The 25,209-nt window shown below is 71.2% G+C and carries 22 protein-coding genes and 1 pseudogene; 14 read left to right on the top strand and 9 right to left on the bottom strand.

All coding sequences use genetic code 11. From position 1 onward, the window contains the following. The first annotated feature begins 2 nt into the window (after positions 1–2). The 3 genes and pseudogenes from ACIP6N_RS25240 to ACIP6N_RS25230 all read left to right on the top strand — a co-directional run bounded on the left by ACIP6N_RS25240 (position 3) and on the right by ACIP6N_RS25230 (position 2,947). Positions 3–575, top strand: a complete 573-nt coding sequence (locus ACIP6N_RS25240; RefSeq protein WP_401819088.1) for a helix-turn-helix domain-containing protein — start codon at positions 3–5, stop codon at positions 573–575. Positions 576–651: 76 nt separating this feature from the next. Continuing rightward, a pseudogene (locus ACIP6N_RS25235) lies at positions 652–1,691 on the top strand (helix-turn-helix domain-containing protein); the annotation flags it as partial. A 323-nt stretch (positions 1,692–2,014) separates the two neighbouring features. Further along, complete coding sequence (locus ACIP6N_RS25230; protein WP_401819086.1) at positions 2,015–2,947, top strand: aminoglycoside phosphotransferase family protein; 933 nt, start codon at positions 2,015–2,017, stop codon at positions 2,945–2,947. Between the two features lie 135 nt (positions 2,948–3,082). Here the strand turns inward: ACIP6N_RS25230 and ACIP6N_RS25225 are convergent, their stop codons facing one another. Continuing rightward, entirely contained in the window at positions 3,083–3,490 is a 408-nt protein-coding gene (locus ACIP6N_RS25225; RefSeq protein ID WP_401819084.1) for a CoA-binding protein, read from the bottom strand. A gap of 104 nt (positions 3,491–3,594) precedes the next feature. On the opposite strand from ACIP6N_RS25225, the gene ACIP6N_RS25220 reads away from it, so the two are divergent. The 3 genes from ACIP6N_RS25220 to ACIP6N_RS25210 all read left to right on the top strand — a co-directional run bounded on the left by ACIP6N_RS25220 (position 3,595) and on the right by ACIP6N_RS25210 (position 8,704). Beyond that, on the top strand, positions 3,595–4,221 hold the full coding sequence (locus ACIP6N_RS25220; protein WP_401819082.1) for a YigZ family protein: 627 nt from the start codon (positions 3,595–3,597) through the stop codon (positions 4,219–4,221). Positions 4,222–4,439: 218 nt separating this feature from the next. Then, the gene (locus ACIP6N_RS25215; protein WP_401819080.1) at positions 4,440–5,609 is read left to right on the top strand and encodes an exonuclease SbcCD subunit D; all 1,170 of its coding nucleotides are present in this window, start codon (positions 4,440–4,442) and stop codon (positions 5,607–5,609) included. Further along, positions 5,606–8,704, top strand: coding sequence for an AAA family ATPase (locus ACIP6N_RS25210; protein ID WP_401819079.1), 3,099 nt, complete (start codon positions 5,606–5,608; stop codon positions 8,702–8,704). The genes ACIP6N_RS25215 and ACIP6N_RS25210 overlap by 4 nt, the downstream gene beginning before the upstream one ends. Before the next feature lie 34 nt (positions 8,705–8,738). Here the strand turns inward: ACIP6N_RS25210 and ACIP6N_RS25205 are convergent, their stop codons facing one another. Beyond that, positions 8,739–9,644: a LysR family transcriptional regulator gene (locus ACIP6N_RS25205; RefSeq protein WP_401819077.1), complete on the bottom strand. Its 906-nt coding sequence runs from the start codon at positions 9,642–9,644 to the stop codon at positions 8,739–8,741. Positions 9,645–9,754: 110 nt separating this feature from the next. Between ACIP6N_RS25205 and ACIP6N_RS25200 the strand changes: the two genes are divergently transcribed. Next, the gene (locus ACIP6N_RS25200) at positions 9,755–11,029 is read left to right on the top strand and encodes an MFS transporter (RefSeq protein WP_401819075.1); all 1,275 of its coding nucleotides are present in this window, start codon (positions 9,755–9,757) and stop codon (positions 11,027–11,029) included. Between the two features lie 123 nt (positions 11,030–11,152). On the opposite strand, the gene ACIP6N_RS25195 is transcribed toward ACIP6N_RS25200, so the two are convergent. Beyond that, entirely contained in the window at positions 11,153–12,835 is a 1,683-nt protein-coding gene (locus ACIP6N_RS25195) for a DUF885 domain-containing protein (protein ID WP_401819072.1), read from the bottom strand. 161 nt (positions 12,836–12,996) lie between these two features. Then, entirely contained in the window at positions 12,997–14,409 is a 1,413-nt protein-coding gene (locus ACIP6N_RS25190) for a GNAT family N-acetyltransferase (RefSeq protein ID WP_401819071.1), read from the bottom strand. 245 nt (positions 14,410–14,654) lie between these two features. Between ACIP6N_RS25190 and ACIP6N_RS25185 the strand changes: the two genes are divergently transcribed. The 3 genes from ACIP6N_RS25185 to ACIP6N_RS25175 all read left to right on the top strand — a co-directional run bounded on the left by ACIP6N_RS25185 (position 14,655) and on the right by ACIP6N_RS25175 (position 17,114). Continuing rightward, positions 14,655–15,419 carry a GntR family transcriptional regulator gene (locus ACIP6N_RS25185; protein WP_401819070.1) on the top strand — a complete coding sequence of 255 codons (765 nt, stop codon included), beginning with the start codon at positions 14,655–14,657 and terminating at the stop codon, positions 15,417–15,419. Positions 15,420–15,656: 237 nt separating this feature from the next. Then, positions 15,657–16,661, top strand: a complete 1,005-nt coding sequence (locus ACIP6N_RS25180) for a hypothetical protein (RefSeq protein WP_401819068.1) — start codon at positions 15,657–15,659, stop codon at positions 16,659–16,661. Between the two features lie 30 nt (positions 16,662–16,691). Continuing rightward, positions 16,692–17,114, top strand: coding sequence for a hypothetical protein (locus tag ACIP6N_RS25175; protein WP_401819067.1), 423 nt, complete (start codon positions 16,692–16,694; stop codon positions 17,112–17,114). Positions 17,115–17,179: 65 nt separating this feature from the next. Here ACIP6N_RS25175 and ACIP6N_RS25170 read toward each other — a convergent pair whose 3' ends face one another. After that, positions 17,180–18,337: an ROK family transcriptional regulator gene (locus tag ACIP6N_RS25170; protein WP_401819065.1), complete on the bottom strand. Its 1,158-nt coding sequence runs from the start codon at positions 18,335–18,337 to the stop codon at positions 17,180–17,182. Between the two features lie 150 nt (positions 18,338–18,487). Between ACIP6N_RS25170 and ACIP6N_RS25165 the strand changes: the two genes are divergently transcribed. Then, complete coding sequence (locus ACIP6N_RS25165; protein ID WP_401819063.1) at positions 18,488–18,931, top strand: nitroreductase family deazaflavin-dependent oxidoreductase; 444 nt, start codon at positions 18,488–18,490, stop codon at positions 18,929–18,931. 116 nt (positions 18,932–19,047) lie between these two features. On the opposite strand, the gene ACIP6N_RS25160 is transcribed toward ACIP6N_RS25165, so the two are convergent. Both ACIP6N_RS25160 and ACIP6N_RS25155 read right to left on the bottom strand, forming a co-directional pair. After that, positions 19,048–19,698, bottom strand: a complete 651-nt coding sequence (locus ACIP6N_RS25160) for a response regulator (RefSeq protein WP_401819061.1) — start codon at positions 19,696–19,698, stop codon at positions 19,048–19,050. A gap of 55 nt (positions 19,699–19,753) precedes the next feature. Further along, a complete protein-coding gene (locus ACIP6N_RS25155; protein ID WP_401819060.1) occupies positions 19,754–20,923 on the bottom strand; it encodes a sensor histidine kinase in 1,170 nt (389 codons plus the stop codon). A 106-nt stretch (positions 20,924–21,029) separates the two neighbouring features. Between ACIP6N_RS25155 and ACIP6N_RS25150 the strand changes: the two genes are divergently transcribed. From ACIP6N_RS25150 to ACIP6N_RS25140, 3 genes are read left to right on the top strand one after another with little or no spacing between them, the layout of a single operon-like run. Next, entirely contained in the window at positions 21,030–21,944 is a 915-nt protein-coding gene (locus ACIP6N_RS25150; RefSeq protein ID WP_401819059.1) for an ATP-binding cassette domain-containing protein, read from the top strand. 2 nt (positions 21,945–21,946) lie between these two features. Then, a complete protein-coding gene (locus tag ACIP6N_RS25145; RefSeq protein ID WP_401819057.1) occupies positions 21,947–22,687 on the top strand; it encodes an ABC transporter permease in 741 nt (246 codons plus the stop codon). A gap of 33 nt (positions 22,688–22,720) precedes the next feature. Further along, on the top strand, positions 22,721–23,146 hold the full coding sequence (locus ACIP6N_RS25140) for a hypothetical protein (protein ID WP_401819054.1): 426 nt from the start codon (positions 22,721–22,723) through the stop codon (positions 23,144–23,146). A gap of 18 nt (positions 23,147–23,164) precedes the next feature. Here ACIP6N_RS25140 and mug read toward each other — a convergent pair whose 3' ends face one another. After that, positions 23,165–23,704 carry a G/U mismatch-specific DNA glycosylase gene (mug, locus tag ACIP6N_RS25135; RefSeq protein WP_401819051.1) on the bottom strand — a complete coding sequence of 180 codons (540 nt, stop codon included), beginning with the start codon at positions 23,702–23,704 and terminating at the stop codon, positions 23,165–23,167. Between the two features lies 1 nt (position 23,705). Beyond that, the gene (gene purB / locus ACIP6N_RS25130; protein ID WP_401819049.1) at positions 23,706–25,148 is read right to left on the bottom strand and encodes an adenylosuccinate lyase; all 1,443 of its coding nucleotides are present in this window, start codon (positions 25,146–25,148) and stop codon (positions 23,706–23,708) included. Between the last annotated feature and the right edge of the window lie 61 nt (positions 25,149–25,209).

Below are 25,209 nucleotides of genomic sequence, written 5' to 3'. Positions count from 1 at the left end.
ACGTGTCGGACCTTGACCAGCTCACACAGTCGCTCGCCCGCAACCTCAAGCGCTGGCGCGGTGAACGAGGCTTCACGCTCGACGCTCTCGCCGCCCGCGCCGGGGTCAGCCGCGGCATGATCATCCAGATCGAGCAGGCCCGTACGAACCCGAGCGTCGGCACCACGGTGAAGCTGGCCGACGCCCTGGGCGTCAGCATCACCACGCTCCTCGACTACGAGCAGGGCCCGCAGGTCACGATCGTCCCCGCCGATCAGGCGGTCCGCCTGTGGTCCACCCCGGCGGGCAGCCGCAGCACCCTGCTGGTGGGCGCGGAGACCGGCGGCCCGCTCGAACTGTGGTCCTGGGTCCTGATGCCGGGCGACGCCAGCTCCTCCGACCCCCACCCCGACGGCACGACGGAACTGCTGCACGTCACCGCGGGCGAACTGACCGTCGTGGTCGACGGCACGGCACACGCCGTACCGGCGGGAGCGTCCGCGTCGTTCGACTCGAACGTGCCGCACGCGTACCGCAACGACGGCGCCGAGACGGTCGAACTGATCATGGCCATCTCCGTCCCGCCGGTCCGCTGAGGGCGGGTGGGCTTCGTTCGTGCGGCGGCGTACCGTCAGCCGGGTGAGCGAGCATCTTGGGGAGAAGCTTCGGCGTCTGCGGAAACTGCCAGGGTTGACGCAGGAGGCCTTGGCCGAGCGGTCCGGCGTGTCGGTCGATGTCATCAGGCACCTTGAGCAGAAGCGGAAGGCGTCGGCCAGGCTGCCGACCCTCCACTCCCTCTCGAAGGGCCTCGGGATCGAACTGACGTCACTGCTCGGCGACCCGCCCGGCGTCCCTTCCAACGGCGAGAGCGACCCGCCGCAGATGGTCGCTCTGCGCCGCGCCATCATGCCGCCGCTCTACGCACCCGTGGCGGAGCCCGGCGGGTCGAGACGCTGACCGTCGACCTTCTGCGGGCCGAGATCGCGGACGCGTGGACGCTCTACCACGACGCCGAGTTCGGGCGGCTGATGGAGATCCTGCCCGGCGTGATCGCGGACGCGAGGCAGACGGCGACCACAGGAACCGTCGAGGAGCGTGCTGCGGGCCAGGCGGCACTCGGCAAGGCCCTGCAACTGGGCGGACATCTGCCGATCCGCATGGGCATGACAGATCTCGCGCTGGCCGGCCTGGAGCGGGCCGTGGCTGCCGCGGATTCCTCGTCCGACCCGCTGCTCGGTCCGATGATGGCGAACAGCGTCGCGTGGGCCTATCAGCGCCAGAACCGCTTGGACGACGCGATGGTCGTTGCTCGGCACGCGGCCGACCAAGTGAAGCGCTCCCACTTCGACGACGCGGAAGGCGTCAAGGTGTGGGGCGGACTGATCATGTCCGCGGCAACGAGCTACGACAGGAGCAACGACTACGAGCGCGCGGACGAGATGATGCGCGCCGCCGAGAAGGAAGCGGAGCGGGTCGGCGGAATGCCGGCGAACGAGGACAGCCGCATGCTCAGTGTGTTCAGTAAGTCGTCTGCCCGCATCGAGCGTGTCAGGCTCGCGGTGCAGTACGGCCGTCCGAAGGAAGCCCTCCAACTGGCCAAAGGGATGCGCCTGTCCAAGGACACGGCTCCGTCGTGGCGTACCTGGCTGCTCCTGGACGTGGCCCGCGCGCACACCGACTTCGGCGACGCCGAAGGCGCGGTCAAGGCGCTGGGTGTGTGGCGCCCCAGCGGTGCTGTTCCTCCGCGACGACAGGACGCGGTGGTTCACCTGCGTCACACACCACGGGGCGCGATAACGCTGCGGCTGCTCCGCGGCGACCTTCAGGGCACACCGACGTAGACGCTGTTGAAGGAGCTGCACCGGAGGGGTGGCGAGGCAGCGAACGGTGGAGCGGAGATGCGGCGACCGGCCCCGCCTTGCTGCCCCGGCCGAGCAAGCCTCGCGCTCTCATTTCGCGGGAGCGTCCGGTGGCCGGCGGAAGCCGGGCCTTGAGCGCAGTGGTTATGTGCTGTCGCTGAGCGTAAGGTGCCGGGATGATCGCGGTACCGGACACGTTCTCTCGGACCACCGTCGAGCGCGAAGGTGAGCGCGGAGTGGTGTGGCTCGCCGAACTGCCCGGACTGGTGGATGAGCTGCTGGAACGCTGGGGGTGTGTCCCGGAGGGCGACGTGACGCACGGGGGCATCGGGATCGTCGTCCCGGTGCGGCGGCAGGCCGAGGGGTCCGCCGTGCTGAAGGTGTCGTTTCCGCATCCGGGCAACGTCCATGAGCCGGACGCCTTCGTTGCCTGGGGCGGGCGCGGAGCCGTTCTGCTGTATGAGCGTGAAAACGAGAATTTCGCGATGCTGCTCGAACGGGCTTACGCATCGCCCCTGTCGGAAGTTGAAGACACCGACGAGGTGGTGACGGTCGCGGCGCGGATCAGTCGCCGCCTGGCCGTCCCCGCGCCGCCCGGTCTGCCCCGGCTGAGGGAGCGGGCCGGCACTTGGGAGGAGCAACTGCGCCGGGACGACGGGGAACTGGCGCACGCGATGTCGCGCTACGCCGTGGACGCCGCCGCGGCGACCATCCGTGAGCTGGGCGCAGTCCAGCCCGATGTCCTCATCCATGGCGATCTGCATGCCAGGAACATCCTGCGCGCCGACCGCGAGCCCTGGCTGGCCGTCGATCCCAAAGGCTACGCCGGGGACCCCGCGTACGACGGCGGCACGCTGCTCAAGTCGCGCGCGTTGAAGCTCCTTGAAGCGGACGACATGCGCCGGGCCGCCCACCGCATTCTGGACGTCTTCGCCGAGGCCGCGGAACTGGATCGCGTACGCGTCCAGCGGTGGGCTCAACTCCACGCTGTCCAGGCCGCGTTCTCTGGTCGTCGGCACGGCTTCCGGCTGGCCCGCGGCGGGGCTCTGCTGGACCGGCTCACCGAATTCGCGGACCGCCTCGCGGAGTTGCTCACGGAACGCGTGTGAAACCTGATCCCGGTCCTCCGGCCGGGCATCGTCCCGGGCCCCGGGGCGACAGGTGCGAATCGCACGGTGTCCCGCGCCGTCCGAGGCCCCGCGGATGCGTTCCCGGCCGACGCCGGGGCCCCGGAGCGGTCGCGACTACCGCAGGGAGCCGATCTCGATCGCGGGGCAGCGGTCCATCACCATGTCGAGTCCGGCGGCGCGGGTGCGCTCGTACGCGGCCTCGTCGATGACGTTCAGCTGGAACCAGACCGCCTTGGCGCCGATCGCCACGGCCTCGTCGGCGACCGCGCCCGCGAGAGAGCTGTTGACGAAGACATCCACCACGTCCACGGCGAACGGGATGTCGGCCAGCGAGGCGTACCCCCGCTCACCGTGTACCGTCGCCGCCTTCGGGTGCACCGGCACGACGCGCTTGCCGAACCGCTGGAGCACCTCGGCTACTCCGTATGCCGCCCGGGACCGGTTGTCGGACAGACCCACCACGGCCCAGGTGTCGCCCGTGTCCTCGAGGATCTTGCGGATCGTCTCTGCGTCTGCGTACATGACCGGGACAACCGGTCCGGTCCCCCGGCCATTCCCCGGGGTCCTGCTCCCGGGGGCCCGCTCCCGCAGGTCCCGCTGTCAGAGGCCCCGCATAGGGTGGAGCGATGCAGGAGCAGTACACGACCATCGCCCGCGCGGGTGTGCACGAGACCGAGATCAACCGCTCGCGTTTCCTCTGCGCGCTCGCGCCCGCCGCGACCGAGCAGGAGGCGCAGGAGTTCGTCGCGCGCGTCCGCAAGGAACACCCGACGGCGGGCCACAACTGCTTCGCGTACGTGATCGGCGCCGACGCCTCCGTGCAGAAGGCGAGCGACGACGGTGAGCCCGGCGGTACGGCGGGGGTGCCGATGCTCCAGATGCTGACGCGGCGCGAGATGCGGTATGTGGTCGCCGTGGTCACCCGGTATTTCGGCGGGGTCAAGCTCGGGGCCGGCGGCCTGATCAGGGCGTACGGGGGAGTGGTCGGCGAAGCGCTGGACGCGGTGGGATCGCTCACCAGGCAGCGCTTCCGGCTCGCCACCGTCACCGTCGACCACCAGCGCGCGGGCAAGCTGGAGAACGATCTGCGGGCCACCGGCCGCGCGGTCCGCGAGGTGCGGTACGCGGAGGCGGTGACCATCGCGCTCGGGCTGCCGGCCGCCGAAGTGGACGCCTTCCGCGCCTGGCTGGCGGACACCACGGCGGGCACGGCCGTCCTGGACCTCGGCGGCGAGGCGTACGTGGACACGTGAGAGGCGGCGAGGCGTTCGTGGACACGTGAGAGGTGGCCAGGTGTAAGCGGGCAGGCGAGAAATGGCGAGCGCACGCGCGCGGGCGCCCGAACCGGGGTCCGCAGGGTACGCGGCGCGACCGGCGCCGGCGTGATGGGTTCTGACCGCGGAGTCCCGCATCCGTCCGATGCCGGTTCCGGGAGGTGGAGGAAGACAGATATGCGGAGCGGGGCCGGCACATGAGGATTCTGCATACATCGGACTGGCATCTTGGACGGTCGTTCCACCGGGTGAGCCTGCTCGACGCCCAGGCCGCCTTCCTCGACCACCTGGTGGAGACCGCACGCTCCCGTGAGGTCGACGTGGTCCTGGTCGCCGGTGATGTCTACGACCGGGCGGTGCCGCCGCTCACCGCCGTGGAGCTGTTCGACACCGCGCTGCACCGTCTCGCGGGAGCCGGCGTACCCACCGTGATGATCTCCGGGAACCACGACTCGGCCCGCAGGCTCGGTGTCGGCGCCGGTCTGATCGAGCGCGCCGGAATCCACCTGCGGACGGACCCGGCCGGGTGCGCCACCCCCGTCCTGCTCGCCGACTCCCACGGCGAGGTGGCCTTCTACGGACTGCCCTACCTCGAACCCGCCCTGGTCCGGGACGAGTTCAAAACACAGAAGACCGGCCACGAAGCGGTGCTCGGTGCCGCGATGGAGCGCGTACGCGCCGACCTCGCGCACCGTGCCCCCGGCACGCGCTCCGTCGTCCTCGCGCACGCCTTCGTCGCGGGCGGCGACCCCAGCGACAGCGAGCGGGACATCACCGTCGGCGGTGTGGCCGCCGTCCCCGCGGGTGTCTTCGACGGCGTCGACTACGTCGCCCTCGGTCATCTGCACGGCTCCCAAGCCCTCAACGAGCGCGTACGCTACGCCGGTTCGCCACTCGCCTACTCCTTCTCCGAGACCGCCCACCGCAAGACCATGTGGCTGGTGGACCTGGGCCCGGGCGGCGAGATCGAGGCCGCCGAGCGCATTGACTGCCCGGTGCCGCGCGCGCTGGCCAGGATCCGCGGCCGGCTCGACGTCCTCCTGGACGATCCCGTGCTCGCCCGCCACGAGGAGTCCTGGGTCGAGGCGACGCTCACCGACCCCGTGCGCCCCGCCGATCCCATGGCCCGGCTCGCCGGACGTTTTCCGCACACGCTCAGCCTCGTCTTCGATCCGGAACGGACCGGCGAGGACCCGCTCGCCGGCTACGCACAGCGCCTCAAGGGCCGCACCGACCAGCAGATCGCCGAGGACTTCGTGGCGCACGTACGAGGCGGATCCGGACCCGACGCGCGTGAACGCACCGTGCTGCGCGGCGCGTTCGACGACGTACGGATCGACGCGACCGTCCGCGAGGTGACCCCGTGAGACTGCACCGGCTGAGCATCACCGCCTTCGGTCCCTTCGCCGCCACCCAGGAAGTCGACTTCGACGCGCTCTCCACCGCCGGGATCTTCCTGCTGCACGGTCCCACCGGCGCGGGCAAGACCTCGGTGCTCGACGCGGTCTGTTACGCGCTGTACGGCGCGGTCCCCGGCGCCCGCCAGAGCCCGGGAACCACCCTGCGCAGCGATCACGCGGCGCCCGGTACGTACACCGAGATCGTGCTGGAACTGACCGTGGGAGAAAGGCGGTTGGAGATCACCCGGCGGCCCGCGCAGGCACGCCCCAAGCGGCGGGGCGCGGGGTTCACGACAGAGAAGGCGCAGAGCTGGCTGCGGGAGTACGACGCGGAGCGCGCCGAGTGGCGGGCGCTGAGCCGTTCCCACCAGGAGATCGGCGAGGAGATCGGGCAGCTCCTGGGGATGAGCCGCGAACAGTTCTGCCAGGTCGTGCTGTTGCCGCAGGGGGACTTCGCGCGCTTCCTGCGCGCCGACGCCGAGGCACGCGGCAAGCTGCTCGGCAGGCTCTTCGACACCAGCAGGTTCGCCGCCGTCGAGGACCGGCTCGCCGAGCTGCGCCGCACGGCGGAGCAGCGGGTGCGCGCCGGGGACGAGCGTCTGCTCGCCATCGCGCAGCGCATCGCCCAGGCGGCCGGCGAGCGTTCCGGTATGGACAACGACCCGTCGAAGGGCGGCCGTTCGGCGACGCGAAGACGCGCCTCGACCGGTGACCGCGCCGAGGCCGGCGGCTCGTCCGCGTCGGCGCTGCCCGGGCATCAGCCGGGCGACCCGGGACTCGCGCCCGCTGTCCTGGAGTGGGCGGCGCTGACCCGCTCGGAAGCCTTCGAGCGCGCGGACATCGCCGGATCGGCGCTCGCCGCCGCCGAGAGACGGCAGGCCGAGGCCCGCCTCGCGCTGGACTCCGCGCGTGAACTGGCCAGACTTCAGGAGCGGTTCGCCGATACCCGGCTCCGCGAGGAAGCACTCGAAGTCCGGCGGCCCGAACGCGATGTGGCCCGGGCCCGGTTGGAGCGCGCGCTGAAGGCGGAGCGTGTCGCACCGGCGCTCCGCCTGCGCGACGACGCGGAGCGCGCGCACCGCACGGCGATCGCCGGCCACAACCGGGCGCGCGACCTGCTCCCCGCCGAGATCGCCGACGCCGGTACGGAACAACTCGCCGCGCTGGAAAGGACCATGCGCGAACAGCTCGGCGCCCTCGACGCGGCCCGCGGCGCGGAGCGGCGCAGCACGGCGATCAGCGCGGAGCGCGCCGCGCTGGAGAGGGAGGCACGGGCCGACGAGGACATCGTCCGGGACGCGGACGGCTGGCTCACCGACTGGGACGGCAGGCGCGGTGCGTTGCGGGAGCGCATCGATGCCGCCCAGGAGGGTGCGACCCGCGCCGAACAGCTCGCGGGACAGCTGGACCCCGCCAGGCAGCGCCTCGAAGCGGCCCGTCTGCGCGACTCCCTCCACACGGCCGCCATGGCCGCCGAGGAGCGGCTGCACACCACCAGGGAACAGGCCAACACCGCCCACGAGACCTGGCTGACCCTGCGCGAACGACGGCTGAAGGGCATGGCGGCCGAACTCGCCGCCGGGCTCCTCGACGGCGAACCCTGCGTGGTCTGCGGCTCCGCGGACCATCCCGCGCCCGCCCGGACGGCGGACAGCCAGGTGGACGCCGCCGCCGAGGACGCCGCGCTCACGGCGTACCGTCTCGCCGGTGAGGCGCGCGACGAAGCCGATCGGGCGCACGCCTCCGTACGGGAGGAGTACGCGGCCGTCGCCGCCCGGGCGGGCGAAGCCGACATCGCCGAATTGACCGCGCTCACCCAGCGGTTGGAACGGGAGCATGCCGAGGCCCATGGGCTGGCCGCTGGAGGCCACGCGGCCCGTGAAGCGCTCGCACGCGCCGAGCGGGAGCACGAAGGCCGGCTGGCAGCACAGCGCGAGGCCGAGCGCCGGGTCGCCGCCCGTACCTCGCGCCGCGAAGCGCTGGAGAGCGAGCAGGCCTCCCTTCAGGCGGAGTTGGTCCGGGTCCTCGGCGCTTCGGTCACTGCCGCCGAGCGCGCGGCCCAACTGGAGGACCGGGCCAGGTGGCTCGCCGAGGCCGCCGAGGCGGTGCGCGCGGTGGAGACAGCGGCGGAGCGCCTCAAGGAGGCCGACGGCACACTCGCCGACGCCGCGTTCCGCGCGGGCTTCGACACCCCGCGCGCCGCGGCCGCCGCACTGCTCGGTGAAGCGGACCGGCGTGCGCTGCAGCACCTTCTGGACGACTGGCAGACCGAGGCCGCGAAGGTCGCCGACCGGCTCGCGGAACCGGAGACGAAGGACGCCGGCGCGCATCCCCCGGCCCGGGCCGACGCGGCGCGGGCCGCCCATGACGCGGCCGAACTCGCCCTGCGGGACGCCTCATCCGTATACGCGACCGCCCAGCAGCGCCGCTCCGAACTGGCCAGACTCTCCCGGCTGGCCGGGGAAGAGGTCCGCGGGCTCGGACCGACCCGGGAGGAGTACGACCGAGTGGCGCGCCTCGCCGGTCTCACGGCCGGCACCTCCAGCGACAACGAACGCCGGATGCGCCTGGAGTCGTACGTCCTGGCCGCGCGCCTGGAACAGGTCGCGGCCGCCGCTACCGTACAGCTCCAGCGCATGTCCTCCGGCCGGTACGCGCTGGTCCACTCCGACGCCAGAACCGGCGGAACGCGCAGGTCCGGGCTCGGGCTCCAGGTCGTGGACGCCTGGACGGGCAGCGCGCGCGACACGGCCACCCTCTCGGGCGGCGAGACCTTCTTCGCCTCCCTCGCCCTCGCGCTCGGCCTCGCCGGAGTCGTCACCGATGAGGCCGGCGGCGTACGCCTCGACACGCTGTTCATCGACGAGGGGTTCGGCAGCCTGGACGACCAGACGCTGGACGAGGTCCTCGACGTCCTCGACTCGCTGCGCGAACGGGACCGCAGCGTCGGCATCGTCAGCCACGTCGCCGACCTGCGCCGCCGGATCCCCACCCAACTGGAGATCGTCAAGGACCGCGACGGCTCCAGCGTCAGGCAGCGCGGAACCGGTCAGCCGGGCTGAGCGAATGACACGCCGGGCGAGACGGACCCGCGGCTCACTGGATTCGCGGCTGTGTGAACAGGTACTGGTCGATCAGATCCAGCATGGCCCGCAGCGTGGCGCTTCTGCGGCGCTGGGAGGAGACGGCGATGGACATCGGCCAGATCAGGGAATGGTCGCTGACCTCCAGGATCCGCAGGTCCTCGGTGTCCTCGCCCACGACGAATTCGGGCAGGAAGGCGACGCCGAGTCCGTGTCGTACGTAAGCCGTCGTGGTGCCGATGTCCGGGGCCTCCAGCGAGACCCGGCGGGTCAGGCCGGCCGCGGCGAAGGCCCGGTCGACCAGATCGCGGTTGCCGTAGCCCACGGGGGAGTCGATGAACTGCTCGTCGGCCAGCTCGGGCAGGGTGACGTCGTCCTGCCCGGCGAGCCGGTGGTCCCGCGGAGTGACCAGCACCATGCGGACCGCCACCAGATCCCGCGTGGTCAGGCCGGCCGGTACGCGGTCGCCCAGTGATACGAAGGCCACGTCGAGGTCCCCCGCGATGACGCTCTGGGCCAGGCCCGCCGAGCCGGAGGGGGACACCCGCAGCCGCAGCGCGACCTGCGGGTGCTCCGCGTGGTAGCGGCCCAGCAGCGCGGGCACGTCGAGGAGGCTGATCGACGTCATGGAGCCGATGCGCAGGGTGCCGCGCAGCTGCCCGTGGGTTTCGAGTACCGCGTCCCGCGCCGCCTGCGCGGCCTCCAGCGTGGCGTGCGCCTGCGGCAGGAGCGCCTCGCCCGCGGGGGTCAGGCTCACGCGCTGCGACGAACGCTCGAACAACGCCACGCCCAGCTCTTTCTCCAGGGCGCGGATCGCCGCTGACACGCCGGACTGGACGACGTGCAGCCGCTGCGCGGCCCGGGTGAAGTTCAGCTCCTCGGCCACGGCGACGAAATATTCGAGGTTGTGCAGGTTCATCAGGCCATCATCACAAATAGTGATGGATAGCAGCAAGAAGATTCGTTGGACGTGAACGTCCGGTGGGGGCCAGTCTGGGCATCGAACCCAGTTGTTGAGGAGTCAAGTACATGTCTGCCCCGTCTTCCCTTAAGTCGCCCGACACCGGTCTGCCGGCGCCTGGTCGGAACGACCACGTCGGCCACCGCCGGCCGCGTGGCGTACCGCAGGCGTCGCACGGCCTCGGATTCTGGTTCGCAGCGGTCTCCTTCGCCGCTCTCATCGCGTTCGGTACCGCACCCACCCCCCTGTGGCCGCTCTACGAGGCGCGGGACGGATTCGGCGCCACCACGGTCACCGTCGCGTTCGCCGTGATCGTCATCGGCACCGCCCTGGGCTTCCTCGGGCTGGGACACCTGTCCGACCGCTACGGGCGGCGCCGGATCGTGGTGCCCGCGCTCGCTGTCGCGATAGCCGCGGCTCTGGTCCTCACGTTCTGGACCGCGCTGCCCGGCCTGCTGGTCGGGCGGTTCCTGAACGGTGTCGGCATCGGTCTGATGGCCTCGACCGCGACCACCTACCTGCATGACCTCTACCACCAGGCACATCCCGACCGCCCGAAGTCGGCTGTTCCCGGAATCGTCGCGACCAGCGCGAACCTGGGCGGCCTCGCCCTCGGCCCGCTCATCTCCGGCGTGATCGCCCAGTGGGTCCCGAACCCGCTCACCACCACCCAGCTCGGCTTCGCGATCGCCATGACCATCGCGCTCGTGCTGTCGCTCTCCACGCCGGAAACGGTCGACCGGATAAAGAGCTCCGCCACGCGGCCGGCCAGGTTCGCCCTGCGGTCCGGCGGGCGGCCTGCCTTCATCTCGGCCCTGGCGCTGGGCTTCTTCTCCTTCGCGCTCTTCGGCCTGGTCGGCTCGCTCGGCCCGCTGATGCTGCACAGCAAGCTCGAGATCAGCTCGCTCTTCATCGCGGGTATCGCGTCGGCCATGATGTACGCGTCCGCCACCGTCGCGCAGCTGGCGCTGGGCAAGCTCTCCGCCGGCAGGCTGCTGGCCGTCGGAGCGACCGTCTTCCCGATCGGCCTGGGACTGGTCGCGCTCTCGCTGTACGAGCCCACCCTGTGGATCTTCCTGCTCGCGGTCTCCGTCGCGGGTGCCGGCGCCGGCATCCTCTTCAAGGGCGGCGTGGTCAAGGCGGTGTCGGTCGCGGCGCCCGCGTCGCGGGCCGGAGTGCTGGCCGTGTACTTCGTGGTCGGCTACCTCGGTATGGGACTGTTCCCCATCGTCTTCAGCATCATCATCAAGCACCTCAGCATGGAAACCACGATGATCGGCTTCGCGGCCGTGCTGTCGGTCGGAGCGGCGCTCTCCTCCGCCGCCGGTTCCAGGCACCACTGACCCGCGTGGCGCTCGCCCTCTGAAGCGACGCGGCCGGCTGTATGCCGGCCGCGTCGCCGACGGCTGTTCCTGCCGGGACGGTCAGCGCCTGATCGTCCCGGCGCGATGGCCGGAGTCCGATCGTCAGAGCGTCGACAGCTCGTCCACCAGGTCGTCAAGGCCCAGTGAGCCCTGCGAAAGCGCCGCCATGTGCCACGCCTTCGCGTCGAACGCGTCGCCGTGACGCTTCTTGGCGTTCTCCCGGCCGAGCAGCCACGCCCGCTCACCGAGCTTGTAGCCGATCGCCTGGCCCGGCATCGACAGGTAGCGGGTCAGCTCGCTCTCCACGAAGTCGGCCGGACGGCCGCTGTGGCTGCCGAAGAATTCCTGCGCCAGGGCAGGCGTCCAGCGTTCGCCCGGGTGGAACGGCGAGTCCGCCGGGATCTCCAGCTCCAGGTGCATGCCGATGTCCATGATCACCCGGCAGGCCCGCATCATCTGCGCGTCCAGGTAACCGAGCCTGCGCTCCGGATCCGGCAGGAAACCCAGCTCGTCCATGAGCCGTTCCGCGTACAGGGCCCAGCCCTCCACATTGGCGCTGACCAGGCCGACCGAGGCCTGGTAGCGGGACAGCTGGTCGGCCACGTGCGCCCACTGCGCCAGCTGCAGGTGGTGCCCCGGCACACCCTCGTGGTACCAGGTCGACACCAGGTCGTAGACCGGGAAGCGGGTCTCGCCCATGGTCGGCAGCCAGGTGCGGCCGGGGCGCGAGAAGTCCTCGGAAGGACCGGTGTAATACGGGGCGGCCGCGCCACCGGGCGGGGCGATCCTGGACTCCACCTTCCGTACCCGCTCGGCGAGTTCGAAGTGGGTGCCGTCCAGCGCCTCGATCGCCTCGTCCATCAGGCTCTGCAGCCACTTCTGGACTTCGTCCACCCCTTCGATGTGCTTGCCGTGCACATCGAGATGGGCCAGCGCCTCCCAGGGGGTCGCGCCCGGCAGGATCTTCCCGGCCTCGCTCGTCATCTCGGCGCGCAGCCGGTGGTACTCGGACCAGCCGTAGGCGTACGCCTCTTCGAGGTCGAGGTCCGTGCCGTTGAAGTAGCGCGACCAGCGGGCGTAACGCTCGCGGCCCACGGTGTCGGGAGCGTCCTTGACGGCGGGCGCGTACACGTCCCGCATCCAGTCGCGCAGCGCGGCGACGGCCTCGGTGGCGGAGCGGCCCGCCGTGTCCAGTTCGGTACGCAGTGACTCGGGACCCGCCGCGGCGAAGTCCTCGAACCAGCCCCGCTCCTCGCCCGCCCAGTCCGTCAGCTGGCCGACGAAGGTCGCGGTAGGACGAGGTCCTGCCGGCAGGCCGCGTTCCAGGCCCAGGGCCAGGGAGGCCCGGAAGCCTTCCAGCGCGGTGGGCACGGCCCGCAGCCGTTCGGCGACCACCGCCCAGTCCTCGTCCGTCTCGGCCGGCGTGACGGTGAAGACCTCGCGGATGCTGTGCGCGGGCGAGTGGATGTTGCTGACGCCGCGCAGCCCCTCGTCCGCATCATGTACGGCGAGTTCCGCCGTGAGCCGCTCACGCAGCAGCCGTCCGCAGCGCCGCTCGGCGTCGGTGTCGGCGCCGGGCAGCTTTTCGGCCTCGTCGAGCCTGGCAAGGGTCTCGCGCGCGAGATCGGCGAGAGCCCGCTGTCCGGCCGGGGAGAAGTCGGGGAGATGGCGGTTGCTCTGCGCGACGCCCAGATAGGTGCCGGTGATCGGATCGAGTTCGATGAGTGCGTCGACGTACGTGTCGGCGACCTGGCGGGGCAGCGCGCTGCCGGCTGTGTCTGACATGCGGACATCTTCGCCGAGGAGAGCGGGTCCCGTCACCCTTCAAGGAGTTGTCCGGCCGCCGGAATGGCTGACGAACGGCGCATTCCGGCGGCCGGTGCACAGATCCGGCCGGGCCCGGGCCGCCGACGGGCCCGCGCACCCGGGACCGGCCTGAGTGCCCGTCAGTTGCCGGTCCGTTCCGACGGGAAGAGGCCCGGCTCGCGGGGCGGGACCGGTCGCGCGGCCGACGGGTCCAGCCGGGCCGTGACGACCAGCGTGCCTTCCTCGATCTGGTAGTCGAGTGGCAGACCGAGCCCGCGCATGGCCGCGACCATGCCCGTGTTGGACGACTGGGTCACGGCGTACACCTGGGCGCAGCCCGCCTCCGCTGCCAGCGCCGTCAGCCTGCTCAGCAGCTCGGAGCCGATACCGCGCCCCTGCCAGGCGTCTTCGACCAGCAGCGCGACCTCCGTCTCGTCGCCGTCCCAGAGGAGGTGGCCGAGGGCTACGACGCGGCCCGACGCGCTCTGGACCGCGAGGGTACGGCCGAAGCGCGGGCTGAGCAGATGGTCGAGGTAGCGGTCGGCGTCGCCCACCGGGCCGTGGTAGCGCAGGCCGAGTGTGCGTTCCGAGCAGCGCTCGTGCATGGCGCGGGCGGCGTCGAGGTCGGACTGATCGGCGCGCCGGACGGTGATGTCCTGGCCCTTGGCGAGGGTGAACACATCCTGGCCACGAGGGATCCGGGGCCCGAGGCGCGCGTCGAGTTCGACCAGCGCGCGAGCGCGGGCGAATTCGGTTGGGGTGAAGGGGAGATAGGGCCGGTCGACGGTGATCGTGCCGCCGTTCGGGTCACGCAGCCGCATGGAGGTGTCCTCCAGTACGCCTTCCACGGGGGCGCCCTCCCCGGCCGGACGGTCGGTGACCGATGCGGCGGGCCGGGAGTGGATGGTGCAGCGGCCGAGCAACTGGCGGAGCGCGAGCGGCAGTTCCGCCGCGTCCAGCGCGGTGCGGGTGGCCAGGCCGAGGACCCGGGTCGGGGTGTCCACCAGGTCGTGGGCGTCGGCCCGCTCGATCCAGGTGCCACGGCCACCGGCGGCGGCGATCTCGCGGGTGAGGTCCCTGGCCTGGAGCGCGGCGGGGGAGCGCAGCAGGAATTCGTCGACCGTGCCCACGGCCAGCGGGTGGGTCTGGAGCGTGAGGATGTCCACCCGGTGCGCGGCGAACGCGGCGCACAGCGCGGCCAGGCTGCCCGGCTCGTCCCGCACGGTGGTCCGCATCCGCCACAGGGTGGTGGCCGCAGGCGCTGCTCCGGTGCCTGCCGCGGGTCCCGGCGCCGGTCCGGGAGCGGGTGCGGGTGTCGGCGCCGCCGGTGGTGCGTGGCTGTGGCGGCGCGCCCACCACGTGTGGAACGTGGCCGTGGCGATCAGCGCGGCCGCCGAGGCGACCAGCAGGAACGGACCGTCAGGTACGTGCGCGATCATGTTCGCGATTGCCTCTGCCACCGCCACCGCGGTGAAGAGGGCGGCGAGCTCGACAAGATCGCGTCGCCAGTGGTGTGGGCGGCGGGCACTCTTCACGGAAGCTGCATCGGTCATGCCCTCACTCTGACTCAGTGGTGTTGCGCGGTCACGAACGGTTTGTGACTGATGGGTTAAGCATGGATCTGTTGCGTTTTGAGTCGTCTTTGGCGATTTTCGATTTGGCGTGCTCGCTTCCATGACGCCTCCTGGGCATTGGTCTTGACCAACCAGATGTGTCGTCCTATCGTCGTTAGTTAGTGCAGGAACCTTTAATAAACAAGGGCGCGGAAAACAGCCGGCCACGGCATTGCGGAGGATCAGTGGGGACCACGCAGCTCGAAACGGTGCCGGAGCCCAAGTACTGGCACCTCAAGACCGTCCTCCGCGAAGCGCTCGACGCCGATTTCGCGGTGGGGGAGATCCTGCCCAACGAGCGTGATCTCGCCGCTCGGTTCGGTGTCGCGCGCGCCACGCTCCGCCAGGCGCTCGAACAGCTGGAGCTGGAAGGCAGGCTCCAGCGCCGCCGCGGTGTCGGCACCACCGTCGCCCCGCCACGCGTGGGTGTGGACGTCTCCACGACGCGGGGAGAGTGGCCCGGCGCGGCTCAGGACGCCTGGCGGCCCGTCGACTGCGACCTGACCGGCGTGCCCGCGGAGGTCGCGACGCTGCTGGAGACAGAGGTGGGCGAAGAGGTCCACACGGTCCGGCGCATCCGGATCAGCCACGGCCAGTCCGTGGCGGCCGAGCGGCTGTACGTTCCCGCCTCCTCGGTACCCGAACTGTCGGCCATAGACGCGCCTTCGGGGCCGGCCCGCGCCCGCGGTGTGCTGCGTGAGCTGCAGCATCTGGGCCTCGACGGCCAGGACCGCGCGGTGGAGCTGGGCTCGGCGGGCGCCGACGACGCCAGGGAACTGGACCGGCTCCCGGGCGCGCCTGTCCTCGTGGTCACGACGCGTTACGTCGCCGGGGGCCGCACGGCGGCCGTCTCGGTGGCCACGTACCGCGCCGACACCTGCCGCCTCACCTTCGGCGCCTCCGGCGACCTGGAGATCGGCGAAAACCCGCAGGAGCGCCAGGCGTCCTGACCAGTCTCTCCGGTCGGTCAGGTGACTGGCCGGTGGCCGGGGTACGGGGTGGCGAGAGGACCCGGCGTCGGCACACCCTGGCTCCGTCACCGGCTCACATCCGGTGGATATGGACCAAGTACGATGCGCACGGCCGCCGTTGTGCGGCCGGAACCTGGGAGCGTCGTACTTCCTTCGCCGTCTTATTCGGTGTCACGGGGCGACGCTGCGGTCCGACTGGGGTGGGAGTGACAGCGCATGAGCCGTACTGACGTGGTTCCGGACACCTCCCGTCCGCCCGGGCGCTCCCGGCGCACGGCGTGGATCGCCTCCGTCGCGGGGGCGGTCGTCCTGCTCGCCGGCACGTTCACCTACTTCAACACCAACGTCCTCACACCGGACCGGATCTGCCACGGCTGGGTCACGCCGGTCGAGGCGGCCGACGCGATGGGTGGCGGTCCTGGGCGTGTCACTGCTCGGGACGGCTCCGACACGACATGCGTGATCCACAAGGCGAACTGGCTGCCGGGCAGTGCCGACAAGCACCTCGAACTGAGCACGGAGACGGAGGACACCACCTTCCCGTTCTACAGCGGTGTCTGGGAGATCTCAGCCGTCCGGCATGTGATGACCGGGGGCATCCCCGGCGCGTTCGACAACTACGGAGGCTGGGCACTGCTTCCGGAGTCCTGCACAGAGGTTGTCTTCGGTTACGCGCCACAGCATCCGCAGCCGGTGTTGAGGGCTTACGGTTTCGGCAGCGAAGGGGAAGCCGCCGGCATCGGCCCGCTGCTGGCGTCGGCCGCCAGAGCCATCATCTCGGGGCCGAAGGGATGCGCCGCCGCAGGCGTCGGTGAGGAACCCACCCGCTTCCTTTCCACGTCCGGCCCCAGGACGACAGACTTCGACAAGGTATGCGGTATCCCGGGGTTCCGCCTCGCGAAGATGACGGGACCCAAGGGACAGCGGGTGTTGGAGCGGACATCCGGATCTCTCAAGGACGGTCTGTACTGCGACCTCTCCTTCGAGGGTGACAAGGAAGGGCCGTTCGACCGTCTGGCGGTCGTCAATGATGCCGCGCTCGTGGACATCCTCAAGAGCCGGAAGTTCGACCGGGTGAACTGTGGCGGCCGGCCAACCGTCCTCGCTTACGACTGGGGGTACGCGGATGAGGCGGAACTCGCCAGGACAGGCCGGCCGGACGCCGCCGGACTGGCGAAGGCGTTCAGCGGAGCCGCACGCGAGGCACTGCACTGCGAGTAACACGACGACCGCACGGGGAGACAACACACGATGAGCGACACCGGCGCGAGCGGGACACAGGGACAGCCGAACCCGTTTCTGACGGACCCCGGAGCCGGTGGCAACGGCTTCCCACCACCGCCGTATCTGGCCTCCTCCCCCGAAGCGAAGAGAAAGGCGGCGAAGTCCATCGATGAGCACATCGAGCCGGACATCCGCAAGGGCGGCGTTGTGGCCGACGAGTCGACGAGCACGGCGGTGAAGGCGTTCGGAGCCAAGGACGGTGACGGCTGGGTGACGTCCAGCGGGCTCAAGACGGCCCACGCGACGTGGAGCGATCAGGTCAAGGCCTTGCTGAACCGGCTGGCTTCGGAGAAGAGCGCGCTGCTCGCGACGAACACGGTGCTGGGCGGCACGGACCTCCAGACCGGCGCGGGGGTCAAGCGCATCCCGTCGTCCTTCGACGGGTACTAGGCGTTCTCTCCACGGAGATCGACGGCGGTGACCGGACGCCCCGTCCCGTCCGGCCCGTCGTCCGCTCAGCGGCGGGCCGTCACCGTTCCCTGCACCGCGAACAGTTCCTCCTCGACATGGTCGAGCGCCAGCCGCAGCGCGCCCGTGGCCACCGCCGCCTCGCCGAGCAGCGAGAGCGTTACGCGGGGTGGCCGCAGGCAGTAGCGGGACAGTTCGTCGCGCAGCGGGTCCAGTACGCCGTCGAGGCCGGCCGCCCAGCCGCCGATCACCACCAACTCCGGGTCCAGCGCGAGCACCAGCGCCGCCACGTCGTGCACCAGCCGCTGGATGAACCGCTCGACGGCCTCCTGCGCGCGCACATCACCCTGCTTGGCCTCGGCGAAGACCTTGGCCACCGCCTGCTCGTCCAGCGGGTGCAGCGGCTCGTCCGTCGTCGAGAGCAGCCGCTCCGGAGTGACCTCGCGGCCCAGCAGGTGCAGCGCGCCGATTTCGCCCGCCGCGCCCCCGAAACCGCGGTGCAGGCGCCCGCCGATCAACGCGCCCGCGCCCGGGCTGAGTCCGGCGAGTACGAAGACGATGTCGTCGGATTCGGTGGCCGCGCCCTTCCACTGCTCGGCCAGGGCCGCCGCGTTGGCGTCGTTCTCCACCAGTACCGGGCAGCGGAACGAACGCCGCAGCCGCTCACCGAGCGGGAGCCCCGTCCACTGCGGCAGCGCCGTGCCGAGCCGTACCGTCCCGTCGGTCTCCACGATGCCCGGGCTGCCGACCCCCACCGCGCGCAGTGAGCTGCGCGCCACTCCCGAGCGCCGCAGCACGTCCGTGACCGCTAGCCTGACCCGCTCCAGCCGCGCGTCCGCGTCGGCCGTCTCCGAGACGTCCCGGGAACCGGAGCCGATGATCCGGCCGTCGAGACCCGCGAGCAGCGCGGCCACCCGGTGCGGCCCGATCTCGATGCCCAGCAGATGCCCCGCCTCGGCACAGAACCTGAACCGGCGGGCCGGGCGGCCCTGTTTACGGGTCTCGCCCTCCTCGGGCGCGCACTCGACGACGAGGCCTGTCTCCATCAGCCCTTCGATCACGCCCTCGACCGTGGGCCGGGACAGACCCGTCACCCGGGTCAGATCGGTGAGCGTCAGCGCACCGGCGCCCCGCAAGGAGTGCAGCACCACCGCCGAATTGATCCGCCTCAACAGGGATGGGTCTCCGCCGGTCAGCCGCCCCACGGTTTGTCCTCCCAGCTCGTACAGGTGTCCGGCGATGCTACTCGCTGGTTACGCAGCGTGCGAGAGCAGCGCGGGTGAGTACAGAGGGGTCTGGGGGACAGCCTTAGTCTGAGAGCTGGTTCGACCGCCGAACACGCCGGAGGAGAGACGATGCCGCAGGACGAAGAGATCGTGATCAGCCCCACCGACTGGGTCGCCGATCAGGCGAAGATCTACGAGGAGTCCAACGGGACGGAGGGAACGACCATGCAGGACGGCGCGCCCTGCCTGCTGCTGGACTACCGGGGCAGGCGCACCGGAGCGTGGCGGCGTACGGTCCTCATCTACGGGCAGGACGGTGACGACTACCTGATCGTCGCGTCCAAGGGCGGGGCGGACGAGCACCCGCTCTGGTACCTGAACCTCGTGGCGGAGCCCGACGTCGAACTCCGGGTCGGTGCGGAGCGGTTCAAGGCCCGCGCCGAGACGGTGCCGCCCGAGGACAAGGCCCGGCTGTGGCCGGGACTGGTGGAGATCTTCCCGCCCTACGCGGACTACCAGCGCAAGACGGACCGCGACATCCCGGTCGTACGGCTGCGGCGCACCGCGAGCTGACCGCCGGGCGTACGAGGCGCGTCCGTACGCGCTGCACGCCCTCGTACGCGCTGCACGCGCTCAAGGGGACGGCCCCGGCATCGCGGGGCCGTCCCCGGACTTGCTGCGGCTTTGCCTCAGGCCGGGGTGACGAAGCCCGACTCGTAGGCCGCGATGACCGCCTGCGTCCGGTCCCGCGCCCCCAACTTGCCGAGAACCGCGCTCACATGGGACTTCACGGTCTCCGTGCCCACCACCAGCTTCACCGCGATCTCCGCATTCGTCAGACCGCGCGCCATCAGCCGCAGTACGTCGGCCTCCCGGTCGGTCAGCCGCGCGGCCTCCAGCCCCTTGCGGGCCGTCGCGTTGCCGTACGCGGCGGCCAGCGCGCGCACCGCCGCCGGAAAGAGCAGGGAGTCGCCGGCGGCGATCAGCCGGACCGCGTGCACGATCTCGGCGGGCCTGGCGCGCTTGAGCAGGAAACCGTCGGCTCCCGCGCGCAGCGCCTCGTACACGTATTCATCGTTCTCGAAGGTCGTGACGACCAGGATCTTCGGCGGCGCGGACACACCACGGAGCACTGCCCTGGTGGCCTCGATCCCGTCCATCAGTGGCATCCGTACGTCCATCGCCACCACATCCGGGCCCAGTTGACGAACGAGCGGGACCACGGCAGCTCCGTCGGCGGCCTCACCCACCACTCGGATATCCGGCTGCGCCTCCAACACGGCGCGCAGGCCCGCGCGTACGAGCGGTTCGTCGTCGACCAGCAACACATTGACCGGCATCCGGTCAGCCTAAGCCCGGTGTGCGCAAGGGCTGTTCACGGCCGGGCCGGTCGGCTCACCGGCTGTCCAGCGGCAGCCTCGCACGCACCCGCCAAGTGCCCTCGTGCGGACCGGTCCGCGCCTCCCCGCCCAGCAGCGCCGCACGCTCCCTGATGCCGCGCAGCCCGTTGCCGGCCGACGGCGCCACTGCGTCCCGTTCGAGCGGATTGGTGATCTCAAGACCGAGAGCGCTCGCCGTCACCTCGATGCTGACCCGTACAGGTACCGCGCCCGAGTGCCGCAGCGCGTTGGTCAGCGCCTCCTGCACAATGCGGTAGCCCTCCCGGGAGACCGGGCCCGGCAGTTGGTCCAGTGGCCCCGACACCTCGGCCTCCACCCGCGCCCCGGACGCTCGCGCCGACTCCAGCAGCCGACCGGCCTCGGCAAGGGTCGGCCGCTGCGAGACGGGCCGCTCCGACTCCCGCAGGACGAGCAGTACCCGTTCCAGATCCTCCAGCGCCGCCCTGCCCGTCTCCTCGATCGCGGCGAGCGCGCGGTCGGTGAACGCGGGATCGGCGGCGGCACGCGCCGCGCCTGCCTGGAGCACCGCGACGGTGAGCGCGTGCCCGATCGAGTCGTGCAACTCGCGTGCGATGCGGGTGCGTTCCAGCAGTTGTTCGGTGCGCTCCTCCAGAGCGGCCAGCCGCTGCGCCCGGGACGGTCCGAGCAGCCCCCGGGCGATCGCGGTGATCAGCCTCCCCAGCGCGTACACGGTCACCGGCAGGAGGAGCAGCGTCGGCGGGACGAGCAGGAGATATGCCCAGTTCCGTTCGGATACCCGTATGACCGCGTCGCCGTCCGGCGTCCCGCCGGTGCCCGCGACGACGAAGTCATAGGCCAGCAGCGGGATACGGACGCTGAGCAGGGCCGTCACCCAGCCGATCAGCAACCGGATCTCCAGCCACAGGACCGTACGCGCGCGATCCGCCCAGCCCACGGATTCGACGGCTGCGATCGAGGCGTCCGGCTTTCCCCGCTCGTCGGGCACCAGCATCAACTGCGCCTGGACGCCCTCCATCAGCCGTACCCAGGGAATCAGCCCCACCGGTACCAGCATCAGCGGCGGCACATAGACACTGCGCCGGTCGACGAACATCCACAGCCCGGAGACCACCACCGGCAGGAAGAGATGCAGCCAGCGGACATACGTGACCGGCCTGAACAGCGGGCGCAGCAGTGGGGACATGGCGCCATCGTGTCAGCGGACCCGGCCCTCCGGCTCCCCCTCGCGGGGGAGAGGAAACCCTCCGGCGGGGGAGGCCGGCGGCCGTGGCCCCGGCCAGCCTTGAGGCATGACCAGCATCGAAGTACGGGAACTCACCAAGGAGTACGGCCGGACCCGCGCCGTGGACCGTCTCACCTTCCGGGTGGAACCGGGCCGGGTCACCGGCTTCCTCGGACCGAACGGCGCGGGCAAGTCCACCACCCTGCGGCTCGTCCTCGGCCTCGACCGGCCCACCTCCGGCGGCGCGACCGTCGGCGGGCGCCGGTACGCCACGTACGACGAGCCGTTGCGCCAGGTCGGCGCGCTGCTCGACGCCCAGGCCGCGCACGGCGCCCGTACGGCACGCGACCACCTGCTCGCGCTCGCGGTGAGCAACCGCATCGGGGCCGCACGCGTGGACGAGGTGCTGGCGGAGACCGGCATCGCCGCCGTCGCCCGGCGCCGGATCAGGACCTTCTCGCTCGGTATGCGCCAGCGCCTCGGCATCGCGGCGGCCCTGCTCGGTGATCCGCCCGTACTGATACTGGACGAACCGGCCAACGGTCTCGACGCCGAAGGAATGCTCTGGATACGCGAGTTGACGCGGCGCCTCGCCCGTGAGGGCAGGACCGTCCTGATCTCCAGCCATCTCATGACCGAGATCGCGGCCACCGCCGACCAGCTCGTCGTGCTCGGCCGCGGGCGGCTCCTCGCCGACCTGCCGATGCGGGAGTTCATCGCATCCCGCGCCAACCCCCGCGCCCGCGTGCGCAGTACGGATTCCGACCGGCTGCGTGCCGCGCTGAACCGCGCGGGACTGCTGCCGGTGCCGGGCGAGGGCGGGCTCTGGACCGTCGACGGCGCACGGGCCGAGGACATCGGCGCGCTCGCCGCGCGTGAGGGGATATCCGTCCTCGAACTCACCGACGAGCAGGGGTCCCTGGAACAGGCCTATCTGCATCTCACCTCGGCCGACGCCGAGTTCACGGCGAAGGAGGTCTGACGATGTCCTCGTCCACCGCTCTCCTCCACTCGGAGTGGATCAAGATCCGATCGATGCGTGCCACAGCCGGGTCGCTGCTCGCCGTCCTGGCGGCCACGGCAGGCATCACGGCTCTCGCCGGCGCGGCCTTCGGCACGAGCGACGCCGGTACGGCCGGCTTCGATCCCCTCTACGGCTCGTTCTACGGGCTCAACTTCGGCCAGATCGCCGCCATCGCGTTCGGCGCCACCGCCTTCTCGTCCGAATTCCACAACGGAGCCCTGCGCGTCTCACTGGCCGCGGTGCCGCGCAGAGGCGCCTTCTACGCGGCCAAGACGGCCGTGGTGGGCGGGAGCACGCTCGCCGTCGGATTGCTCACCGGCTGTGCCACCTTCTACGCGGGACAGACGTTCCTGGGGCGCTACGCCCTCGGCCTGGGAGACCCGGCCGCGCTGCGCGCCGTGCTCGGCAGCGCTGTCTACCTCACGCTCATGGCCCTGCTCGCGTCCGGCCTGGCCGCCGTACTGCGCAGTGGCGTCGCCGTGCTGAGCATCCTCGTCCCGTTCATCCTGATCGTGTCCTTCGTCCTCGGTGACAAAGCCACGGGAGTCGCCGCGTACCTGCCCGACCGGGCAGGACAACTCGTCCTGCACCAGCACCCGGACGCGCCCTTCGGCCCGTGGACCGGTCTCGCCGTGACGGCGGGATGGGCGGCGGTGGCGGTGGCGGCCGGATGGTTCGCCGTCCGACGCCGTGACGCCTGACGGCCGGACATCCGGAGGGGGTTTACTGGGTGCATGAGCATCGCACGGCACCTCGCCACCATCGAGCTGCTGCGCACCCGGGACTTCCCGCCGGAGCACGGCCCGTGCGGCGTGGACGACCGCGCGGGCGCGAGCGGGCCCGGCTATCACCTCGCCGAACTCGCCCGCGCTGAAGCCCACATGCCGGACGACGGGCAACACGCGGCGGAGTACGACGCGCTGATCGATCTGCTCACCCGGCGTCTGGGCGAGCCGCAGTGGATCAGCCTCTGGAGCATCCGGGAGCGCGCCGGCCGCGGTGAGGCGATACCGCGGCCCTGGTACGAGCTGAGCGCCGGCCATGAGTCCGTGCACCTGTGGCGGACGGAGAGCCGTTGGCTCGCACTCGCGGTGGCCGACGGCAGTGGTGATCAGCCCCGACGGCTGATCGCCGCGGTCACGGAGACGGACCCGCCCTGAACGGATCCGGCACCCGGCTCAGCCCGCTTCCGCCGCCGTCCGCAGCCTGGCGAACTCCTCGGCCATCGTCTGCGTCGTCCAGTGCGCGTTGAGCCCGCTCGGGTTGGGCAGTGCCCAGATCCTCGTGGCGCCGATCATCCGCTCCTGCGGGCCGATGTGGGCCTTCTTCTCGCCGAAAGCCGTGCGGTAGGCGGTCACTCCGACCACCGCGAGCCACCGGGGCTTGCGCAGCTCCACCTTGGCGGTGAGGATTCTGCCGCCCTCGCGGAACTCCTCGTGGCTCAACTCGTCGGCCCGCGCGGTCGCCCGTGCCGCGACATTGGTGATGCCCAGGCCGAAGTCGAGCAGTGTGTCCTGCTCGGCCGGCTTCAACTGCCGTGCCGTGAAGCCCGACAGGTGGAGCACCGGCCAGAAGCGGTTGCCGGGGCGTGCGAAGTGGTGGCCGGTGGCCGCCGACATCAGCCCCGGATTGATCCCGCAGAACAGTACGCGCAGACCGTCCGCGACCACGTCGGGAATGACGCGGTCGCGGGCGGCCTCAAGCTCCTCGGGACGCATCTCAGAGAATGGAGCCCGGGGTGTATCCGGCGGCGTCGGGGTGCTGCTTCAGGATCTCCTCGATCCGGGAGACCACCGCCGTGATCTGGTCACCCGCCGCACCGGTGAAGGACAGCTTGTCGGCCATCAGCGCGTCCAACTGGCCGCGGTCCAGCGGCATCCGCTCGTCGGCCGCGAGCCGGTCGAGCAGTTCGTTGCGCTCCGCGCCCTGCTCGCGCATCGCCAGAGCCGAGGCCACCGCGTGCTCCTTGATGACCTCGTGGGCGGCCTCCCGGCCGACTCCCGCGCGTACCGCGCCCATCAGCACCTTCGTCGTCGCGAGGAAGGGCAGGTAACGGTCCAGCTCACGCGCCACGACAGCCGGGAACGCGCCGAACTCGTCCAGCACCGTCAGGAACGTCTCCAGCAGTCCGTCGAACGCGAAGAACGCGTCGGGCAGCGCCACCCGGCGTACCACCGAGCACGAGACGTCGCCCTCGTTCCACTGGTCGCCCGCCAGCTCGCCCGTCATCGACGCGTAGCCGCGCAGGATAACCATCAGGCCGTTGACGCGCTCGCACGAGCGGGTGTTCATCTTGTGCGGCATCGCGGACGAGCCGACCTGGCCGGGCTTGAAGCCCTCGGTGACCAGTTCGTGCCCGGCCATCAGCCGGATCGTCTTCGCCACCGACGACGGAGCCGCGGCGAGCTGGACGAGCGCCGTCACCACGTCGTAGTCGAGCGAGCGCGGGTACACCTGGCCGACCGAGGTGAAGGCGTGCGCGAAGCCCAGATGGGCCGCGATCCGCTGCTCGAGGTCCGCCAGCTTCGCGGTGTCCCCGCCCAGCAGGTCGAGCATGTCCTGCGCCGTGCCGACCGGGCCCTTGATCCCGCGCAGCGGGTAGCGGCCCAGCAGGTCCTCCAGCCGTCCGTACGCCACCAGCAGCTCGTCGGCCGCCGTCGCGAACCGCTTGCCCAGGGTGGTCGCCTGCGCGGCGACGTTGTGCGAGCGGCCCGCCATCACCAGCTCGCCGTACTCGCCCGCGAGCTTTCCGAGCCGGGCCAGCACCGCGACCGTACGGGCCTGCATCAATTCCAGCGAGAGCCTGATCTGAAGCTGCTCGACGTTCTCCGTCAGGTCGCGGGACGTCATGCCCTTGTGCACCTGCTCGTGGCCGGCGAGGGCGTTGAACTCCTCGATCCGTGCCTTCACGTCGTGCCGCGTGACCTTCTCACGCTCGGCGATCGACGCCAGGTCCACCTGGTCGAGCACGCGCTCGTAGTCGGCGATCGCGGTTTCCGGGACCTCGATCCCGAGGTCCCGCTGCGCCCGCAGCACGGCGAGCCACAGCTGACGCTCCAGCTTCACCTTCTGCTCGGGGGACCACAGCACAGCCAGCTGCGCCGAGGCGTAGCGGCCGGCAAGGACATTGGGGATGCGAGGCTTCGCAGACACGGCAGTCACGTGGCCCGATTCTACTGGGCATTCACGCAGGTCGGCGCCGCGCCCTTCTTTGCGGCTCGCC

The organism is Streptomyces sp. NPDC088725, from assembly GCF_044751305.1.
Classification (GTDB): Bacteria; Actinomycetota; Actinomycetes; order Streptomycetales; family Streptomycetaceae; genus Streptomyces.
The sequence above is the reverse complement of the archived record's forward strand: the minus strand, read 5'-3'. Positions and strand labels throughout refer to the sequence as shown.

Bases quoted from the DNA above. Each gene is read 5' to 3' on its own strand.
- ACIP6N_RS25205 (WP_401819077.1), bottom strand. From the start codon at position 9,644: ATGAACCTGCACAACCTCGAATATTTCGTCGCCGTGGCCGAGGAGCTG.
- ACIP6N_RS25220 (WP_401819082.1), top strand. From the start codon at position 3,595: ATGCAGGAGCAGTACACGACCATCGCCCGCGCGGGTGTGCACGAGACC.
- ACIP6N_RS25165 (WP_401819063.1), top strand. From the start codon at position 18,488: ATGCCGCAGGACGAAGAGATCGTGATCAGCCCCACCGACTGGGTCGCC.
- ACIP6N_RS25140 (WP_401819054.1), top strand. From the start codon at position 22,721: ATGAGCATCGCACGGCACCTCGCCACCATCGAGCTGCTGCGCACCCGG.
- ACIP6N_RS25195 (WP_401819072.1), bottom strand. From the start codon at position 12,835: ATGTCAGACACAGCCGGCAGCGCGCTGCCCCGCCAGGTCGCCGACACG.
- ACIP6N_RS25200 (WP_401819075.1), top strand. From the start codon at position 9,755: ATGTCTGCCCCGTCTTCCCTTAAGTCGCCCGACACCGGTCTGCCGGCG.
- ACIP6N_RS25225 (WP_401819084.1), bottom strand. From the start codon at position 3,490: ATGTACGCAGACGCAGAGACGATCCGCAAGATCCTCGAGGACACGGGC.
- mug (WP_401819051.1), bottom strand. From the start codon at position 23,704: ATGCGTCCCGAGGAGCTTGAGGCCGCCCGCGACCGCGTCATTCCCGAC.
- ACIP6N_RS25230 (WP_401819086.1), top strand. From the start codon at position 2,015: ATGATCGCGGTACCGGACACGTTCTCTCGGACCACCGTCGAGCGCGAA.
- ACIP6N_RS25180 (WP_401819068.1), top strand. From the start codon at position 15,657: ATGAGCCGTACTGACGTGGTTCCGGACACCTCCCGTCCGCCCGGGCGC.
- ACIP6N_RS25150 (WP_401819059.1), top strand. From the start codon at position 21,030: ATGACCAGCATCGAAGTACGGGAACTCACCAAGGAGTACGGCCGGACC.
- ACIP6N_RS25145 (WP_401819057.1), top strand. From the start codon at position 21,947: ATGTCCTCGTCCACCGCTCTCCTCCACTCGGAGTGGATCAAGATCCGA.
- ACIP6N_RS25215 (WP_401819080.1), top strand. From the start codon at position 4,440: ATGAGGATTCTGCATACATCGGACTGGCATCTTGGACGGTCGTTCCAC.
- ACIP6N_RS25155 (WP_401819060.1), bottom strand. From the start codon at position 20,923: ATGTCCCCACTGCTGCGCCCGCTGTTCAGGCCGGTCACGTATGTCCGC.
- ACIP6N_RS25190 (WP_401819071.1), bottom strand. From the start codon at position 14,409: ATGACCGATGCAGCTTCCGTGAAGAGTGCCCGCCGCCCACACCACTGG.
- ACIP6N_RS25175 (WP_401819067.1), top strand. From the start codon at position 16,692: ATGAGCGACACCGGCGCGAGCGGGACACAGGGACAGCCGAACCCGTTT.
- ACIP6N_RS25160 (WP_401819061.1), bottom strand. From the start codon at position 19,698: ATGCCGGTCAATGTGTTGCTGGTCGACGACGAACCGCTCGTACGCGCG.